Genomic DNA, 19,471 nt, shown 5'->3' with positions numbered 1-19,471 from the left:
TCACGGATACATCATTTTTTTCAATTCATCTAACGCTTCAATTGCTGCTAAATTACCTGTCGTCCCAAATAAGCGCTCTTCTAAATCGTAAACACGGTTATTTTTAACTGCAGCGAAATGTTTCCAAATATCATTTGTTTTAAATTCTTTATCAAACATTTTCACAACTTCATCAGGCATACCATGAGCTGCTCGTAAAATAATATCTGGATCAGCTTTTTTTAAATACTCTGTATTAGAAGCTAAATACTCTACTTTCTCACCTTGTACAATGTTTTTACCACCTAATTGTTTCACTAAATCTCCAATATAAGAATGCTCTGTTGCTACTAAATAACTCCCCGGCACACCTAATAAAATAAGCACTGTCGGTTCTTTCTTTCCCTTTACTGCTTTTTGAATCTCTGTAACCTTGTTATCTAACTTCGTTACAACTGCTTCAGCCTGCTTTTCACGTCCATATTGCTTACCTAAATTACTAATGGTATTTTGCATGTTTTTTAAACTAGTTAAGTCTACAAAGTTTGCTTTCATGCCCACACCATCAAAAACGGGCTTTAATTCATATTCAAGTGTTGTCACGGATAATACTTCTGACGGCTTTAATGATTTTACCTTTTCCATATCAGGACTCATCGGATTCCCAACTTCAGGTAAACCTTTATATCTCTTTGGTAAATCTTTCGTACTTGTTGGAACACCAACTAAATCTACTTCTAACGCATCCATAATTTCAGTAACAGCAACTGTCGTTGCAACAATTCTCTCTTTACTCTCACTCTTTACCTGTTTTGCTGCTTCTTTTTTGGGCGTCGAGCATCCAGCTATACTCACTAATAGAATGATAGCCATTAGTACACTAGCAATTTTCTTCACTTTCAATCACCACTCCTTTCCAAACAATATGAAACAAGTCTTGATGCATGCGAACATGCATCAAGACTCCAAAATTACAATCTTCCTGCTCTATATTTACGAACTAATAAAGCAAGTGACCCAAGCAATAGCACCATGTATAAGCCTAGTTGTGCTGTATCTGCCGTTTTTGAGTTTTTCTCTTTTTTCGGATCATTTTTTTGGCCTTCTTTTTTCTTCTTATCATCTGCATTTCGGTTAAAATCAGGATTATCTACTTTTTTTACATTATCTACTTTCGGTGTAATCACTGGATTGTTCGGATCATTTTTCTGATCTTTTTTTGGATCCTCTTTAATCGTTCCTAACGCACCAATATTATTTGTATCAAATTGAATTTGGACATCGTAGAAATGATGGTAGTTCATTTCGTTGATATCAACTTTTACTTTTGCATTTAATTTTGCAAATAAATCACTTACTTCAAATTGCACTACTCTCGTATTTGCATTTTTATCTTCGCTTACTACTTTCGCATCAGCAAAAAGACTGTTATTTTCCGTTTGGAATTTTGTAATCCATGCACTATTTTTCAACGTCATCTCAATGTACTTTTTATCATCTTTAACGATTAATTTTGCCGGATGTACAGTATAGTCATGCATCTTTGAAAGCTCATTTGTTTTATCTTTTAACACTTTAAATGGAATATCATATTGACCATCTACTAAATTTTTCGGATCAACTATTACTTTTGGTTGATTATTTCCACCTTGGTTGTCACTTCCGCCTTGGTTGTCACTTCCGCCTTGGTTGTCGCTTCCGCCTTGGTTGTCGCTTCCGCCTTGGTTGTCGTTTCCGCCTTGGTTGTCGTTTCCACCTTGGTTGTCGTTTCCACCTTGGTTACCTAAAGCTTTAATACTATCTTGATCAAATACAAATTGAACATCGTAGAAATGGTGATAATTCATCGCATCAATATCTACTTTTACTTTTGCATTTAATTTTTTAAATAAATCATCTACTTCTAACTCTACTACTTTTGTATTTTGCTCTTTATTCTCACTTAACACTTTTGCGTTAACAAAAGAACCATTCTTTTCAAACTCAAATTTTGTAATCCATGTACTGTTCGTTAATGTAAACGATACATACTTCTTACCGTCTTTCACTTTTAGTACAGCTGGACTCTTTGTATATGTGTTCATCATTGAAATTTCTTCTGTTTTATCTTTTAGAACTTTAAAGCCAATGCTGTATTCACCATCTTTTAGTGCTTTTGGATCAATGGTTGTGTTATTACCTTGGTTATCGTTTCCGCCTTGGTTATCGTTTCCGCCTTGGTTATTGTTTCCGCCTTGGTTATCGTTTCCGCCTTGGTTATCGTTTCCGCCTTGGTTATCGTTTCCGCCTTGGTTATCGTTTCCGCCTTGGTTATCGTTTCCGCCTTGGTTATCGTTTCCGCCTTGGTTATCGTTTCCGCCTTGGTTATCGTTTCCGCCTTGGTTATCGTTTCCGCCTTGGTTATCGTTTCCGCCTTGGTTATCGTTTCCGCCTTGGTTATCGTTTCCGCCTTGGTTATCGTTTCCGCCTTGGTTATCTAACGGTTTAATGCTACCTTTATCAAATGCAAATTGAATGTCGTAGAAATGATGATAATTCATTGAATCGATATCTACTTTTACTTTTGCATTTAACTTTTTAGATAAATCGTCTACTTCTACTTCCACTACGCGTGTATCGGCTTTTTTATCTTCACTTAATACACTCGCATTAACAAACGAACCATTTTTCTCAAATTCAAACTTTGTAATCCATGCACTATTCGTTAATGTGAATGATACATATTTTTTACCATCTTTCACTTTTAACACGCCTGGACTCTTTGTATACGTGTTCATCATTGAAATTTCTTCTGTTTGATCTTTTAAAGCTTTGAAATTGATGCTGTATTCACCGTCTTTCATTGTGTCAGCATCTGGTTTTTCTACTTCTGGCTTTTTATCTCCATCCGGTTGTTTCTCTTCATTTTTAATTTGTTCAAGTTTATCTTGTTCAAATAAAAGTTGTACATTATGTGTTTGCTTGTAACCTTGTGATGCCACTTCAATAAATACTTTTGTATTTATTTTTTTAGATAAATCGTCTACTTCAAATTCTACTACTCTTGTATCTTTTTCTTTATCTTCACTCACTACTTTTGCATCAGCAAATGCGCCATCTTTTTCCGTTTGGAAATTTTTAATTAATGAACTACTTTTTAATGTTACAAACGCTTTTTTCTTACCGTTTTCTACTTTTAATACTCCTGGATTTACCATGTAAGTATTCATCTTAGATTCTTCATCTGTTTGATCTTTTAACACTTTAAATGGAATACTGTACTCTCCATCTTTAATTGTGTTAGAATTTGGTTGTTGATCTGGGTCAGGCTTTTGGTCGGGCTTCTGACTTGGATCCGGATTTTCATTTGGATCTGGCTTATTAGCTGGGTCCTCTTTTTCATTTGGTTGTTCTACATGAATCGGTGTAATACTATTTTGATCAAATACAATGCGTACATCATAATCATGATGATAATTTAAAAAGTCTATGTCTACTTTTACTTTCGCATTTAATACTTTCTCTACATCGTCCACTTCAAATTCTACTACTCTTGTATCTTTTTCTTTATCTTCACTACTTACATTTGTCGCAACAAACTGGCCATTTTTTTCTGTTTCAAACTTTGTAATCCATGAACTATGTTCTAACGTAAAGGATACCTTCTTCTTCCCATCCTTCACTTTTAAAGTTCCTGGACTTACAGAGTATTGATTCATCATAGATTCTTCATCTGATGTGTCCTTAAGAACTTTGAAACCGATTGAATATTCACCGTCAGCCAACTGGGTAGCTGCTTGAACTGCAAGTGGTTGTAATGTTGATACGAATGTAAATACCATTAAAAACATAGCAACAATAATTTTTACATACCTGTTCAATGGAACGACTCTCCCTTTTGAAAATTTTTTAATTATTTAATACTGTTCCCATCAAATACAAAACGAATATCATATGAAGCGTTATAATTAATAATTGGGATATTAATTTTCACCTTGCCATTTAGTTTTTTTGACAAGTCAGCAACTTCAAATTCTACAACTCTAGTATTCTCTTTTGTATTTTCACTTAACATAGTAGCTTCTACGAATTGACCATTTTTTTCTACTTGTAAACTTTTAATAGAAGTACTATCTTTCACTTTGAATGAAACATATTGTTTTCCATCTTTAACTGTTAATGTTGCCGGACTTTCAAAATAACTATTCATTCTAGATGATTCATCTTTATCGCCTTTCCATACAGTAAAAGCAATATTATATTTTCCATCAGCTACTTTTGTAGCAGCCTTTGTATCTTGTGAACCTAGTGTTGCTATAAACGTAAATAAAACAGCAAATACGGCAATAATCATTTTAAATTGTTTAAACATATATTCATCACCCTTCAAAAGATTTATTTACTTAACTTCACTTTACGAATTAAGAAAACACCTGAAATAAGAATTAACGCTGCAAATAATCCGATGCGTGCTTCATCGCCTGTTTTTGGGTTATCTGTTTTTTCAGCTTTACCGCTTTCATTTGTTTCTTTGTTCGCCTCTTTATTTGCTTCTTTACTCTCTTCTTTCTTCACTTCTTCTTTTACTTTTGTATCTGTTTTTGTTTGATCATTATTCTTTGTTGCAGTAATTGCTTTATTTTCTCCGCCTACCGCTTTTACATTTGCATCAAATGCAAAGCGAATTGTGTAGTTATGGTCATAATTTACGTTAGGTACAACAACATGAATTTTTGCAGCTGCTGGCTTAGATAAATCGTCTATTTTAAACTCTACAGTTCTTTTATCTGCTGATTCATCTTTACTAACAACTTTTGCATCAACAAAATTCCCGTTCTCAGGTGCTTTAAATTCTGTAATCCAAGCACTATGATTCATCGGAATTTGTACTCTCATCTCACCATTTTTCACAACTAACTTAGCTGGTTTTTCAAAATAATCATTTGCCATTGAAGCTGAATCATTTTCCGCTTTTTGAATGACATAGTTAATATCATAAGTACCGTCAGCTAGTTGTGCTGAAACTTTCCCATATGGCATGACAAGAAAAGCTAGCATACATACGAACGTTATAATAAAAGCGGGTAATACAGAAATCTTTCTCATTTGGCTTACTTCCTCCTTGTTTATCTTTCATCCATACTTTTTTGAAAATGATAATTATTCTCAATTTATAAGAAAAAAATAATAATCCTCTATCATTATTTAATTGTAATTTATTTATGTAATGTAGATATTATTGATTATCATTCTCACTACGTGTTAAAAATAATATCCCTCCCTATTCCTTATAAAGAGCGATTTACATTTTAACATAAGTCCCTATTTCTTTTGATGATTATCATTCTCAATGAAGGTCAAAAAAAATAAAACTAACCATTCTCCTACCCTATCACCTCTATCTACAAAATGATATCGTTATAGAAAACCTTATACCTTTCACTCCTCACTTTCCTTCCAATATTTCCACAACTAAGTCAATCTTAGCCTAATGCTAATTTTTTTGTCAACTATATTACGTATAAAATTTTTAATATCTAAATTTCCCTATATGCAATTTTTTCTACAAAAAAAGAGACTTTCTTTCATAGAAAGCCTCTTTTCACTATTTTTCTACAGCAACTTCTTGCTTTTGAAATAAAGAAACTACATATCCAATTGCAATTCCAATGATACCCGGAACTAGCCAACCAATCCCTACACTATATAATGGAATTTTATCTAAGATAGGAGCAAGGGCCACTACTTGAAGATTTGCATTATGCAATCCATCAAAGAAGCTAATTGCAAATGCGCCTACAATACCGCCTACATACATAGCTAATGGAAGGCGAATATAGTTTTCAACAAGCGATAATACAATCAGTACGATACCAATTGGGTAAATTGCAATTAAAATCGGTAGTGCTAATGCGTTTAACTGAGTTAACCCAAGGTTTGCTACCATAAATGCTAATACACAGAAGATGAAAACAACCTTTTGATAAGAAAGCTTTGGTAATAAGGAAGAAAAATATTCCCCACAAGCTGCAACAATACCTACAGAAGTTGTTAAACATGCCGCTGTAATTGCGATCCCTAATAATAAAGTTCCGTAACTACCAAATAAATGATTTACAACGTTTGTTAAAATAATTCCTCCGTTTGCTCCCATTCCAAGAGACACACTAGAAGCTCCCAGATAAGCAAGTGCTAAATAAACAAGTAGTAAACCGAGCGCTGCAATAAATCCTGCAAAGATTGTTACTTTTGCAATGCTGTTCTTATTTGTAACGCCTTTTGCTTTTAAAGCATTAATAACAACATTTCCGAAAACAAGTGCTGCAAGTCCATCTAAAGTTAAATATCCATCAATAAAACCTTTAAAGAGCGGAGCATTATACGCTTCTGTCGGTGCACCAAATTCTCCAATTGGTGTAATAATTGCTTTACCTACGATAATTGCTATAACAGCTAACAAAATTGGAGTTAATACTTTACCGATGCGGCCCACTAATTTCGATGGGTTTAAAGCTAAATAGAAAGTTACTGCAAAGAAAATGAATGTAAAGATAACAAGTGGATACGATTGACCAGCTATATCACTTGGTAAAAATGGTGCAACACTCATTTCATAAGCAACTGTTCCTGTACGCGGAACACTTACGAATACGCCTAAACATAAATAAATTGCAGTGATAAAAACAAGTGCGAATACAGGGTGTACACGTCCCGCTAGCTCATTAATATCTCCCTTTAGAGCTATAACAATTACCCCTAATAAAGGTAATCCAACACCTGTTACGATAAAGCCAAATAATGCGATCCATACGTCTGTTCCAGCACCTTGCCCTAAAGCTGGCGGGAAAATCATATTACCTGCACCGAAAAATAGTGCAAACAACATTAAACTTATTGCAAACATCTCAGAAAACTTTAAAGATGATTTCATTTCTACTAACCTCCTAAATATTTTTAGATTGACGAAATATTCTGAATTAAAGACCGTCACATATCCTCTTTCAAGCATACTTCCCCGTAAAAGAACGCAAAAAACACCCGTCCCTAACAAAGGGACGAGTGTTGAAATCGTGGTTCCACCCTTATTCTAATAAAATGAATTTATAACAAAATAAGCTCATTTTATAGCTCGTGTAAATTGATAACGGTTTTATCCGCCAAGAATTACAATGCATCATGCAGTTCACTCTTGAAGTTTAGAGGTGGTAAGTTTGTCTTTCCGTATTAGGAAGCTCACAGCCTAGGCTTCCCTCTCTGAGAATCGTCAAAAACAACTCATGTCCTCATCATTACTTTTATAAAATATCTTGTCGAAACTTGTTGTTTTTTATTATATGGGCTATTTTTTAAAAAATCAATAGTTTTATTTTTTCTGACAAAAAAATATAGGGAGAAAATTTCCCCTCCCTATATTTGCCCTATTAATATTTCTAATTCCTCAGCTGTAATGTTACGCCATTTTCCCACTTCTAGATCATCTAGCTCTATATTCATAATACGAACCCGCTTTAGCTTTGTTACAGTAAACCCGAAAGCACGGCTCATTCTACGAATTTGTCTGTTCATTCCTTGCGTTAAAACGATGCGAAATGTAGATTGATCCACTCTCGTCACTTTACAAGGCTTCGTCATTCCATCTTTAATCTTTACACCGCTGGACATCTCATCAATAAACCAATCTGTAAACGACTTATCAACCGTAACGATGTATTCTTTCTCGTGCTCATGATCACCGTGTAAAATTTGATTGGCAATCGCACCGTCATTCGTTAATAAGATTAGTCCTTCCGACGCTTTATCTAATCGCCCAACAGGAAAGATACGCTCTGGGTAATTGATATAATCAATAATATTATCTTCAATATGATTGGCTGCTGTACAAGTAATTCCGATTGGTTTATGAAAGGCAATATACACCTTTTTCTTCTCTTCTTTTGCAATAACCTGTCCATCAATCGTTACCACATCACCATCGCTCACGAGTGCACCGTGCGTACATATTTCGCCGTTAATAGCCACGCATCCTGCTTTAATGAGACGGTCTGTTTCGCGTCTTGAACAGGATTTTGCTTCGCTTATGTATTGGTTGATTTTCATAGCTTATTCCTTTTCCTATATATTAAAAGCGTCAATCTATGGCAATATCACTCTGCCACGATTGACGCTCTTTTACTTCGCAAAAACAACTAAATAAATAACCCCAATTACCAAAAATATTCCGCAACAAGCTAACAATACTTTTGCAAGTTTGTCCATAAACATATAATGGTTCCCCTTTGTTTCGTTGTTTGCTATTTTAATTCGACAACTGTTACGCCTAGGCCTCCCTCGCCCATGTCACCGTAGCGGTAGTTTTTCACACCGCGATGTTTCTTCAAGTAATCTTGTACACCTTGGCGAAGCGCTCCTGTTCCTTTACCGTGAATAATTGATACGCGCGGATAGCTTGCAAGCTGTGCATCGTCTAAATATTTTTCAACGCGCATCATTGCATCTTCATAACGTTCACCGCGAAGATCAAGCTCTAATGAAACGTGATAATCTCTACCCTTCACACTCGCGACTGCTTTTTTCTCAGTTTGCTTCGGTGTATTAATGTATTCCATATTGGATTCTTTCACTTTCATCTTCAGAATACCAATTTGTACGCTCCACTCTGTATCACTTACTTTTTCAAGCAATTGACCTTTTTGACCAAACGTTAACACTTTTACTTCATCACCTGCGCGTAATTGTTGTTTTGGCGCTGTGTTTTTCACGTTTACTTTTTGTTTCTTCACAAGCTCTGGCGCCGTACCTTCTAGACGGCTCTTCGCTTCAATAAGCTCATGGTCTTTCACATTTATAAGCTGTGCTTTACGCAATTGACGAAGTTCTTGAATAATGCCTTCTGCCTCTTTCTTTGCAGCTTCGACTTTTTCTTCCCCTTCTTTTTGCGCTTTTAATAATTTTTCATCGCGCTCATCATTAAATTCAATAATTTGACGCTGTAATTCGCGATGCAGTTTTTCAGATTGCTTGCGAAGTGCTTCTGCTTCGTTCCAGTCACGCTCTGCATTCTTTTGACTTTCTTCTAACTTCGCAATCATATTTTCAATTTTGTTTGTATCTGTACTAATGTGGTTACGAGCTTGATCAATCACGCGATCAGATAGTCCAAGGCGCTTTGAAATTTCAAAGGCATTACTACGTCCTGGTACACCGATTAATAATTTATACGTTGGGCTTAATGTGTTCACGTCGAACTCAACGCTCGCATTAATAACTTTCTCACGGTTATATCCGTATGCTTTTAATTCTGGGTAATGCGTCGTAGCAACAACGCGAGCACCACGATTACATACTTCATCTAAAATTGAAATTGCTAATGCAGCCCCTTCTTGCGGATCTGTTCCAGCACCTAATTCATCGAATAAAACTAAGCTTTCAAAATCAGCTTTTTCTAAAATATCAACAATGTTCACCATATGTGAGGAGAACGTACTTAAACTTTGTTCAATCGATTGCTCATCACCGATATCGGCAAAGATATTTTTAAATACACAAATCTCTGATTCATCCATTACTGGAATGTGAAGGCCAGATTGCGCCATTAGCACACAAATACCAACTGTTTTCAGCGTAACTGTTTTACCACCTGTATTCGGTCCTGTAATAACAATTGTCGTGAAATCTTTCCCTAACATAATGTTATTTGGCACAATAATTTCTGGATCAATAAGCGGATGACGTGCTTGTCTTAAATCCATATAACGCTCGTTATTTACGATTGGTTTCGTTGCTTTTATACGCTTCCCATAAAAAGCTTTCGCAAAAATAAAGTCAAGATTCGCAACTACTTCTACGTTAGATAAAACGATATCCGCTTCTACTGCCACTTCTTCTGTTAACATCAATAAGATGCGTTCGATTTCTTGTTTTTCTTTCACTCGTGCTTCTTGAAGCGCGTTATTTAACTCTACAATGACTTGTGGTTCAATAAATAACGTTTGCCCAGAAGCTGATTGATCGTGGACAATACCGCCATATACACCGCGGTATTCTTGTTTTACTGGGATTACGTAACGTTCGTTACGAATCGTTACAATCGCGTCAGACAGCATCTTTTGCGCGTTGGAAGAACGCGTCATATTTTCTAACTTTTCACGAATACGACTTTCCGCAGTACGAATTTGAGTACGAATACCACGCAGTTTATCACTTGCGCTATCGACTACTTCACCGCCATCACCGATACAATTTGTAATTTTCTTTTCTAAATCATATAAAGATACAATTTGAGCGACATGAGTTTCTAAAATTGGAAGCTCGACACCATTATCAACCATATCTTCAATGAAACGTTTCATATTGCGACTACCATACATCGTATTGGCAATATCAAGTAGTTCATTCGGGCTTAACATACTTCCAATCTTTGCACGCTTCACATTTGAGCGAATATCCGTAATACCACCTAATGGTGCACTACCTTTTAAACGAATGACTTTCGCTGCTTCATCTGTTGTATCTTGCATTTCTACAATTTCTTCAAAATCAGTGCTTGGCACTAAATGCTTCACTTTGTCACGGCCAAGTGAAGAGGCTGTATGTTCAAGTAATTGTTCTTTTACTTTATTATATTCTAATACACGCAACGTTCTTTCTAACATGTTGCAGGTCCCCCTTGTGTTACTTATTACGTTTAATATAGTCTAATAAACGTTCGATATCCCACGTGTTAATCACGTTATCTTTTTGAATCCAACCTTTACGTGCTGCTGCTACACCTGTTTCCATATCTTCTAACATTTCAAGCGTATGAGCATCCGTATTAATCGCTACTTTTACACCAGCATCTTGTGCTTGTTTTAATAATTTCGCGCTTAAATCTAGACGGTTCGGATTCGCATTTAATTCTAAAACTGTATTTGTTTCTTTTGCGAGCTCGATTAATAAATCTGTATCCACATCATAGCCCTCGCGGCGTCCAAGAAGACGTCCTGTCGGATGAGCAATCATTGTGACATGCTTATTTTCCAGCGCAGCACGAAGACGTTTCATAATCGTTTCACGGTCTTGTGAGAAGCTAGAGTGAATCGCTCCAATGACATAATCTAATTCTGCTAATACTTCATCATCAAAATCAAGTGTTGCATCCGGTAAAATATCCATTTCAATTCCGCGTAAAATTGTAATGTCTGGATACTTTTCGTTCATACGTTCAATTTCTTTCGCTTGTTCACGAAGGCGCTCTTTCGTTAAACCGTTCGCTACTTTCAAGTATTGTGAGTGATCAGTAATCGCCATAAACTTATATCCACGAGCACGGCACGCTTGTACCATCTCTTCAATGGAAAAAGCACCATCACTCCATGTTGTATGCATATGTAAATCACCTTGTATGTCAGAGAACTGAATTAAGTTTGGATACTCTTTAATTAATTCAATTTCTTTTCCATCTTCACGCACTTCTGGTGGGATAAATGGAAGACCGAAATGAGCGAAGAACTCCTCTTCTGTTTCAAATGTTCTCACTTCACCTGTTTCTAAGTTTTCTACACCGTACTCACTAATTTTCTCGCCTCTATCTTTCGCGATTTGGCGCATTTTTACGTTATGATCTTTTGATCCTGTGAAATGGTGAAGGGTTGTAATAAATTCTTCTGGTTTTACTAAACGGAAATCGATTGAAATATCATATTCATATTGAAGACGAACAGAAACTTTTGTATCTCCACTTGCGATTACTTCAATCATATTATCAAATTGCAGTAAATGCTCACGTACTGCAGCTGGTTCTGTCGTTGCAATGATAAAGTCTAAATCTTTCACTGTTTCACGAACACGGCGCAAACTACCAGCACGAGAGAAACGAATTACTTCAGCAATATTCGACAATTTCTCCTCTATTTCCCCGGCAATAGGTAATACCATTGCGATTGGTAAACGCTCTGGACGAGAGCCTACTTGATCGATTGCTTCTAATATTTTCTCTTCTGTCTTCTTACCGAAACCTGCTAAAGCTTGTACTTTATTTTCCTCACAAACCGCTTTTAGCGATTCCATATCAACAACACCAAGTTCTTTATATAACTTAGCTACCTTTTTACCACCAAGGCCTGGTAATTTTAATAACGGTAATAAGCTACTTGGCACTTCTTTTTCAAGCTCTTGTAATACTTCAGATGTTCCCGATTCTATATATTCTTGAATAACTGCTGCTGTTCCTTTTCCAATGCCCGGAATCTTCGTGAAATCTTCAATCTCAGAAAGACTACGATCATCACTTTCTAATGCTGCCGCCGCCTTACGAAATGCAGATATTTTAAATGGATTCGCGCCCTTTAGTTCCATAAAAAGCCCAATTGTCTCTAGTAATTTAATAACTTGTTTTTTATTTACTTTCATCATTACCCCGCCTTTCTTTCATAGAAAAAAACTCCTCTTTCCGAAAAAAGAGAAGTTATACTCTGCTACCTGTCTGCCATAGTTCCTTCACCTTTTCAGAAAGAATCGGTGTATCGTCTACAATTATTTTGCTAATTGATGATTTTTGTAATGGTGTTTGTATTTGTTCAATCGGAAGAATGTTTCCAACGATAATTAAAACAAACAAAATAATATATACTTCTAAAAATCCGAGGATTGCCCCCGCAAACGCATTGACTTGCTTTAAAACCGGTATTTCTGCAAACATATTTAACAAATTACCAAGTAATGAAAGTGCAATTTTTGTAATAATAAACAATATGATAAACGCAAGCGCTTGATAAAATACTGTTTCAATATTATTTGCATCAATCCATTCTGGAACAGATACGTTTTTATCAAATGGATACGGAATAAATTTCGTAAGTGCTGGCGCTAAATCTTTACAGTACCAGTATGCAACAAGGTATGCGATAATAAAGCTTGTTAACTTTACAAGTTGCAGAATAAACCCTCTGCGTAAGCCGAGGAAAAATCCCATAACAAGCAGTAAAATGATAATAATATCAATCATGTTATTCCATTCCTTTTTTTGTCATACTTTCTTTCAATTTCTCATGTTCTTCTTTTAATTTTATGTAATCGTGTATGACGTTTACTGCCGTCAATACCGCTAGTCTACTCGTGTCAAGCGAAGGATTCTTGGCATTGAGTTCGCGCATTTTATCATCCACAATCGCTGCTACCATGCGGATATGACTTGTACTTTCATCGCCAACAACTGAATATTGTTGACCATAGATTTCTACATTAATTCGACTTTTCTTTCCCTTTTGTTGTGACAACTCACCGGCCTCCAATCACGTACAGAATCCTAAAGTTTATCATACCATGAACCATCATATTATGGAAACAGAAAGAACAATCCGATATGATAAAAATAACAATATAAAAAAAGGAGCGACCATCTTGTCAAATTCTATCGTAATACAAACAAGTTCTATAGTAATTGAAGACATGAAACAACAATACAAACAAGCGCTTAGTCCAAAAACTCCACAAGGCGGGATCTTCATGGCAAAGGTGCCATCTTGCACGATTACAGCTTATAAATCTGGAAAAGTAATGTTCCAAGGTGGCCGTGCTGAAGCAGAAGCTTCTCGTTGGCAAACTGTCTCTCAAACACCGAAAACAGCTGTAAAAAAATCTGTCGATTCACACCGTTATGCACCCCCTGCTTCCATCGGTACAATGTCTATCGTAGGGTCAGATGAAGTTGGTACTGGTGATTTCTTCGGACCGATGACAGTAGTTGCTGTATATGTGGATGCGGAGCAAATCCCACTGTTAAAAGAACTTGGTGTAAAAGACTCTAAAAACTTAAATGACGATCAAATTACTGCCATTGCAAAACAACTTCTACACGTTGTTCCTTACAGCTCTCTTGTCCTTCATAATGAAAAATATAACGAGCTATTTGATAAAGGAAACAACCAAGGTAAGTTAAAAGCTTTACTGCATAATAAAGCTATTACAAACTTATTAGCTAAAATTGCACCTACAAAACCTGAAGGCGTCTTAATCGATCAATTCACACAACCTGATACATACTACAAATATTTAGCAAAACAAAAACAGGTACAGCGTGAAAATGTTTACTTCGCGACGAAAGGCGAAAGCGTACACTTAGCAGTAGCCGCTGCCTCCATTTTAGCTCGTTACTCATTCGTAAAACAGTTTGACGAACTAAGCAAAAAAGCCGGTATGCCACTTCCAAAAGGTGCTGGTAAACAAGTTGATATTGCAGCTGCTAAATTAATTCAAAAGCTTGGTAAAGAACGATTACCTGAGTTTGTGAAAATGCATTTCGCTAATAAGGAGAAGGCGTTTCGCTTATTAAAATAGTATCGACAAAAACAGGAGGCTACAAACTCCTGTTTTTGTGTTTCCCCTACTATTATCCTTATAATTTTGTTACAATTAAAATATACAGATTATTCTAAAATAGGAGGAGATTCCCATTGCTACTTCTACAAATGATTCTAAATATTTTACTAGGCGATCCACACGAAAGACAGTTTGAAATTAGAGAAAACATTCAGCTACTAAGTGAACAACGAGAGTTCAACGATTTAATAGAGCGTTATGGCCGTTCTTTCTTATTAAACTTTCGGATTCGAAGATTTATCGGGAAACACGATGCCCGCTTGTTAATACATAATCCAGCAAAACTACAGCACTTCTGTGAGGAACTTGAATCTATGATTTTAAAAAAAGGATTGTTTACATAAGGAGGGAATTCATATGAACGCTGTAAAAGTTAAAAAGTTATTATATGTTTTCGTACACCTCGTGGGCCCACTTTCTTACCTCACTATTTCTACCATTTGGGGAGCTTTTTTCACTACTAAATCTACATTCGAAAATATATCTGATAATCTTGGTGTAATGGCTATCTATTACGTGCTTATGAGTTTACTGTGGTTTTTCTATTTAGATCGATTAGACAAAGATGTAGATAAAATTACAAAAGAAATTAATGATAATAGGGTGTAATACATATAAAAAAGGAGAGCCGCCAAGACTCTCCTTTTTTATGTTAACTTCTTTTCTGCTTCTTATTTGATGAAGATACTTTATGAGAACCTGTTTCATGTGCCGTCGTTCCTTGTCCTTCTATTTCTGGAGAACCAAGGCTTGATCTTGAATGATCTTTTTTCACTTTTTTACTCATTTATATTCACCCCTTCGCGTTACTTTTTGCTACGAGGTAATAAACTATGCAAAATAAAAAGCGAGAGGAAATCCTCTCGCTTTTTTCATATTTTAGAATTCAGAAGAGCCTGGAGTTCTTGGGAATGGAATTACGTCACGGATGTTAGCCATGCCAGTGATGTACATTAGGAAGCGCTCGAAACCTAGACCGAATCCAGCGTGTTTTGTACCGCCGTATTTTCTAAGTTCTAAGTACCACCAGTAGTCCTCTTCGTTCATACCTAATTCTTTAATTCTGTCTACTAAAACGTCCATTCTTTCTTCACGTTGGCTTCCGCCGATTAATTCGCCGATGCCAGGAACTAGAAGGTCAGTAGCAGCTACTGTTTTTCCATCTTCATTCATACGCATGTAGAACGCTTTAATGTCTTTTGGATAGTCAGTTACGAATACAGGGCGTTTGAAAATTTCTTCTGATAAGTATCTTTCGTGCTCTGTTTGTAAGTCAATACCCCATTCTACTGGATATTTGAAGTCAGCACCTGACTCTTGAAGCACTTTAATTGCTTCTGTATATGTGATACGACCGAAGTCAGAGTTGATTACGTTGTTCATGCGCTCAAGAACTGTTTTATCAACGAAGCTGTTGAAGAATTCCATTTCTTCTGGTGCATGCTCTAGTACGTATTTCATTGCATATTTCAGCATATCTTCTGTAAGATCCATTACGTCGCCTAGTTCAGCGAATGCAATCTCCGGCTCAACCATCCAGAACTCAGCTGCATGACGAGTTGTGTTTGAGTTTTCTGCACGGAATGTAGGTCCGAATGTGTATACGTCACGGAATGCTAATGCATAAGCTTCAGCGTTCAGCTGTCCACTTACTGTTAAGTTTGTTTCTTTGCCGAAGAAGTCTTTTGATTCATCAACTTGTCCGTCTTCACCTTTTGGTACGTTGTTTAAATCTTGCGTTGTTACGCGGAACATTTCGCCTGCACCTTCTGTATCACTACCAGTGATGATTGGTGTATGAACATGTACGAATCCACGCTCTTGGAAGAACTGGTGAATCGCAAATGCTGCGACAGAACGTACACGGAACGTTGCAGAGAATGCATTTGTTCTTGGACGTAAGTGAGCGATTGTACGTAAGTATTCAAACGTGTGACGTTTCTTTTGAAGTGGGTAATCAGAATCTGATAAGCCCTCGATATCAATTTTTTCTGCTTTAATTTCAAATGGTTGCTTCGCTCCAGGCGTTGCAATTACTGTACCTTCTACTTTAACTGAAGAGCTAAGTGGAAGTTTTGCAATTTCTTTGAAGTTTTCTAACTCTGTATCGAAAACGATTTGAACGCTTTTGAAGAAGCTACCGTCGTTTAATTCGATGAAACCAAATGCTTTTGAATCACGTAAGTTACGAATCCACCCTGATACTTGTACTGTTTGACCTGCGTATTTATCTGTATCTCTATACAGACTTTTTACTAATGTGTTTTCCATAGTGAAATTCTCCTTTGCACATATATTTAAATACAAAAAAACCTTTCATCCATAAAGGGACGAAAGGTTAAACTTCGCGGTACCACCCAATTTGTCATAAAGACCAACTTTAACTCGTATGTAATACATACTTCCCGGTTTGTAACAGGCCGGATTCCCGTCTAAGTCTACTCTTGAATACAAGATTCAATTTCGGTTAGCAACTCCAAGGTGTTCTTCACATATACCGCCTCATCAGGCTCTCACCGTCCCTGACTCGCTTTGGATTATAGTATATACTACTTTTCCTTATCATCGTCTTTCATTTTGTTAAACTAAAATTAATGTACTACATTCGAGAGAAAGATGCAAGATACCAAAAAATATATCAGCGATTTTTGTAATATATCGATTTTCCGACAATCGTGCCATAAAAAAATTGCCGGACTTAATCCGGCAATCTTTTATTACTTACGTAACTCCGCACCAAATTTCTCTTCTACCGTTTTTAATACACGGTTATGTGCTTCTGTTACTTCTTCGTCTGTTAACGTACGTTCTGCATCGAAGTAGGTCATAGAGAATGCAAGTGACTTCTTGCCTTCTTCCATTTTTTCACCTTCGTATAAGTCGAATAACGTGACGTCTTTCAGAAGTTCTCCGCCAGCTTCAGCAATGATTTGCTTCATTTCGCCAGCTTTTGTTTCTTTTGTTACGACAACAGCCATATCACGTGTCATAGATGGGAAACGTGGAATTGCTGCGTAGTAAGTTTCTTCTGCGTCTGCACCAAATACTTTTACAAGAGATAATTCGAATACGAATGTATTTTTCACATCTAATTGTTTCTCTGCTTCTGGGTGCAATTGACCTATGAAACCAATTACTTCGCCATCTAATACGATGTCAGCTGTACGACCTGGGTGCATCCCTTCACGTTTTGCTGGTGCATAAGTGATTTGGTTTGCAACGCCAAGTACGTCGAATAATCCTTCTAGTACACCTTTCACAACGAAGAAGTCTACTACTTTCTTCTCACCTTGCCATGCATGGTGAAGAGCAAGTCCTGTCATAACACCCGCAAGATGTTGTTCTTCTTTCGGAAGTTCCCCTGCTTCTGTCGGTAAGAAGACAGAACCTACTTCGTATAAAGCAACACTATCATTTTTACGTGCCACATTATATGAAACAGCTTCTAGTAATTGCGGTACTAAGCTTAAACGAAGTTGGCTACGCTCTTCACTCATTGGAAGTGCAAGGTTTACAGGAGCTTTTTCATTTGGCTCAACCATATATTGCTTCGCTTTATCAGCGCTTGTTAATGAATATGTGATTGCTTCATATAAACCAGCACCCTCTAGGAAGCGACGTACTTTACGACGTTTCGTTTGTGCTGATGTTAATTTACCACGAGTCATTGTTCCAGAAGGTAATGTAACTGGAATGTGGTCATAACCGTATAGACGACCCACTTCTTCTACTAAGTCTTCTGAAATTGCAATATCAGGACGACGTGCTGGTACATTCACATGGAATGTTCCTTCTACTTCTGTGAATGGGAATTTCAAGTTTGTGAACATTGTACCCATTTCACTTGCAGAAATATTTGTACCTAATACACGGTTTACTTTTTCAGCAGTAACAGATACTGTACGCTCTTGTACTTGTAAGTTGTCAGCTTCTACTACACCTTCAAGTGCTTCTCCGCCAGCGTATTTCGCCATTAAAGCAGCTGCGTGTTGAATTGCTTCAAATGTACGTGTTGGATCGATTCCTTTTTCAAAACGTGCGCTTGATTCACTGCGAAGACCTAAGTCTTTTGATGTACGGCGTACTGTTTGACCTGCAAAGTATGCAGATTCAATTAAAACGTTTACTGTCTCATTTGTAACTTCAGAATCCGCTCCGCCCATTACACCAGCAACAGCTAAAGCTTTTGTTCCGTTTGTAATTACAAGGTGGTGGCTTTGTAACGTACGCTCTTGATCATCTAACGTTTCAATTTTTTCGCCTTCTTTTGCAAGACGAACAACGATTTCTTTTGAACCTAATTTATCGTAATCGAATGCATGTAACGGTTGACCGTATTCCATTAAAATGTAGTTTGTAATATCCACTACATTGCTAATTGGACGAATGCCAGCTGCCATAAGGCGCGTTTGCATCCACATTGGTGATGGACCAATCTTTACGTTCTTCACCATTTTTGCAATATATAATGGGTTTTCTTCTTTCGCTTCTACACTTACAGAAATGTAATCAGAAGTTTTTTCTGCTGTTTCTTGTAAGCTGATAGCTGGAAGTTTTACTTCACGGCCATAAATAGCAGCGACTTCATATGCAACACCTAACATGTTTAAGCAATCTGCACGGTTTGGTGTTAAACCAAGCTCAAGTACTTCATCATGTAAATTTAAAATTTCAAGTGCGTCTGCACCAACTTCAGCGTCACTCGGGAAGATGAAGATACCGTCTGCATATTCTTTTGAAACTAACTTTCCATCAATACCAAGCTCTTGAAGCGCACAAACCATACCGTGAGAAGCTTCACCACGTAGTTTTGCCTTTTTAATTTTGAAGTTGCCAGGAAGTACAGCACCAACTTTTGCAACTGGTACTTTTAAACCTTTTGCAATGTTAGCAGCTCCACAAATAATTTGAACTGGCTCTTCTTCACCGATATCGATTAAGCATTTGCTTAACTTATCAGCTTCTGGGTGTTTTTCACATTCTAATACGTGACCTACTACAACACCTTTTACACCTTTATTTAATACTTCAACGCCTTCTACTTCAATACCACTTTTCGTGATTTTGTCTGCTAGTTCTTGTGCTGTTACATCTTTAATATCTACATACTCTTGTAACCAACGATATGATACGAACATACTTATCCTCTCCTTCC

16 protein-coding genes and 2 other annotated features are annotated in these 19,471 nt (G+C 36.6%); of the genes, 3 read left to right on the top strand and 13 right to left on the bottom strand.

Annotation, left to right across the window (positions count from 1 at the left end):
* The 10 genes from isdE to zapA form a co-directional block, all read right to left on the bottom strand.
* On the bottom strand, window positions 1-882 hold the full coding sequence (gene isdE / locus QCI46_RS04665; protein ID WP_327958925.1) for a heme ABC transporter substrate-binding protein IsdE: 882 nt from the start codon (window positions 880-882) through the stop codon (window positions 1-3).
* Window positions 883-950: 68 nt separating this feature from the next.
* Window positions 951-3,839 carry an NEAT domain-containing protein gene (locus tag QCI46_RS04660; protein ID WP_353839700.1) on the bottom strand — a complete coding sequence of 963 codons (2,889 nt, stop codon included), beginning with the start codon at window positions 3,837-3,839 and terminating at the stop codon, window positions 951-953.
* A 32-nt stretch (window positions 3,840-3,871) separates the two neighbouring features.
* Window positions 3,872-4,330, bottom strand: a complete 459-nt coding sequence (locus QCI46_RS04655; protein WP_098275885.1) for an NEAT domain-containing protein — start codon at window positions 4,328-4,330, stop codon at window positions 3,872-3,874.
* A gap of 23 nt (window positions 4,331-4,353) precedes the next feature.
* Window positions 4,354-5,064 carry a heme uptake protein IsdC gene (gene isdC / locus QCI46_RS04650; protein ID WP_353839699.1) on the bottom strand — a complete coding sequence of 237 codons (711 nt, stop codon included), beginning with the start codon at window positions 5,062-5,064 and terminating at the stop codon, window positions 4,354-4,356.
* A gap of 499 nt (window positions 5,065-5,563) precedes the next feature.
* Window positions 5,564-6,889 (bottom strand): branched-chain amino acid transport system II carrier protein BrnQ6, encoded by a 1,326-nt coding sequence (gene brnQ6 / locus QCI46_RS04645; RefSeq protein WP_087985365.1) that lies wholly within the window; start codon window positions 6,887-6,889, stop codon window positions 5,564-5,566.
* 117 nt (window positions 6,890-7,006) lie between these two features.
* Window positions 7,007-7,257: a binding site (T-box leader), on the bottom strand.
* A gap of 108 nt (window positions 7,258-7,365) precedes the next feature.
* A complete protein-coding gene (locus QCI46_RS04640; protein WP_353839698.1) occupies window positions 7,366-8,055 on the bottom strand; it encodes a 23S rRNA pseudouridine(2604) synthase RluF in 690 nt (229 codons plus the stop codon).
* 194 nt (window positions 8,056-8,249) lie between these two features.
* Window positions 8,250-10,610, bottom strand: coding sequence for an endonuclease MutS2 (locus tag QCI46_RS04635; protein WP_098200072.1), 2,361 nt, complete (start codon window positions 10,608-10,610; stop codon window positions 8,250-8,252).
* A 19-nt stretch (window positions 10,611-10,629) separates the two neighbouring features.
* The gene (gene polX, locus QCI46_RS04630) at window positions 10,630-12,348 is read right to left on the bottom strand and encodes a DNA polymerase/3'-5' exonuclease PolX (RefSeq protein WP_087982280.1); all 1,719 of its coding nucleotides are present in this window, start codon (window positions 12,346-12,348) and stop codon (window positions 10,630-10,632) included.
* A gap of 55 nt (window positions 12,349-12,403) precedes the next feature.
* The gene (locus QCI46_RS04625; RefSeq protein ID WP_353839697.1) at window positions 12,404-12,943 is read right to left on the bottom strand and encodes a CvpA family protein; all 540 of its coding nucleotides are present in this window, start codon (window positions 12,941-12,943) and stop codon (window positions 12,404-12,406) included.
* Between the two features lies 1 nt (window position 12,944).
* Complete coding sequence (gene zapA / locus QCI46_RS04620; protein WP_000082701.1) at window positions 12,945-13,214, bottom strand: cell division protein ZapA; 270 nt, start codon at window positions 13,212-13,214, stop codon at window positions 12,945-12,947.
* Between the two features lie 124 nt (window positions 13,215-13,338).
* Between zapA and rnhC the strand changes: the two genes are divergently transcribed.
* The 3 genes from rnhC (at window position 13,339) to QCI46_RS04605 (ending at window position 14,925) form a co-directional block, all read left to right on the top strand.
* Complete coding sequence (gene rnhC, locus QCI46_RS04615) at window positions 13,339-14,274, top strand: ribonuclease HIII (protein ID WP_353839696.1); 936 nt, start codon at window positions 13,339-13,341, stop codon at window positions 14,272-14,274.
* Between the two features lie 116 nt (window positions 14,275-14,390).
* On the top strand, window positions 14,391-14,660 hold the full coding sequence (locus QCI46_RS04610; RefSeq protein WP_327958907.1) for a hypothetical protein: 270 nt from the start codon (window positions 14,391-14,393) through the stop codon (window positions 14,658-14,660).
* A gap of 13 nt (window positions 14,661-14,673) precedes the next feature.
* Window positions 14,674-14,925, top strand: coding sequence for a hypothetical protein (locus tag QCI46_RS04605; protein WP_353839695.1), 252 nt, complete (start codon window positions 14,674-14,676; stop codon window positions 14,923-14,925).
* 43 nt (window positions 14,926-14,968) lie between these two features.
* Here QCI46_RS04605 and QCI46_RS04600 read toward each other — a convergent pair whose 3' ends face one another.
* From QCI46_RS04600 to pheT, 3 genes are all read right to left on the bottom strand, one after another.
* The gene (locus QCI46_RS04600) at window positions 14,969-15,103 is read right to left on the bottom strand and encodes a YuzL family protein (protein ID WP_087985370.1); all 135 of its coding nucleotides are present in this window, start codon (window positions 15,101-15,103) and stop codon (window positions 14,969-14,971) included.
* Window positions 15,104-15,195: 92 nt separating this feature from the next.
* Complete coding sequence (gene asnS / locus QCI46_RS04595; protein WP_000432172.1) at window positions 15,196-16,587, bottom strand: asparagine--tRNA ligase; 1,392 nt, start codon at window positions 16,585-16,587, stop codon at window positions 15,196-15,198.
* A gap of 52 nt (window positions 16,588-16,639) precedes the next feature.
* Window positions 16,640-16,891, bottom strand: a binding site (T-box leader).
* A 142-nt stretch (window positions 16,892-17,033) separates the two neighbouring features.
* A complete protein-coding gene (gene pheT / locus QCI46_RS04590; RefSeq protein WP_353839694.1) occupies window positions 17,034-19,454 on the bottom strand; it encodes a phenylalanine--tRNA ligase subunit beta in 2,421 nt (806 codons plus the stop codon).
* Window positions 19,455-19,471: the final 17 nt, after the last annotated feature.

Origin of the sequence: Bacillus cereus group sp. RP32 (assembly GCF_040459735.1) — a bacterium.
Lineage (GTDB): Bacteria > Bacillota > Bacilli > Bacillales > Bacillaceae_G > Bacillus_A > Bacillus_A wiedmannii.
This window is presented reverse-complemented; position numbering and strand designations above follow the sequence as displayed.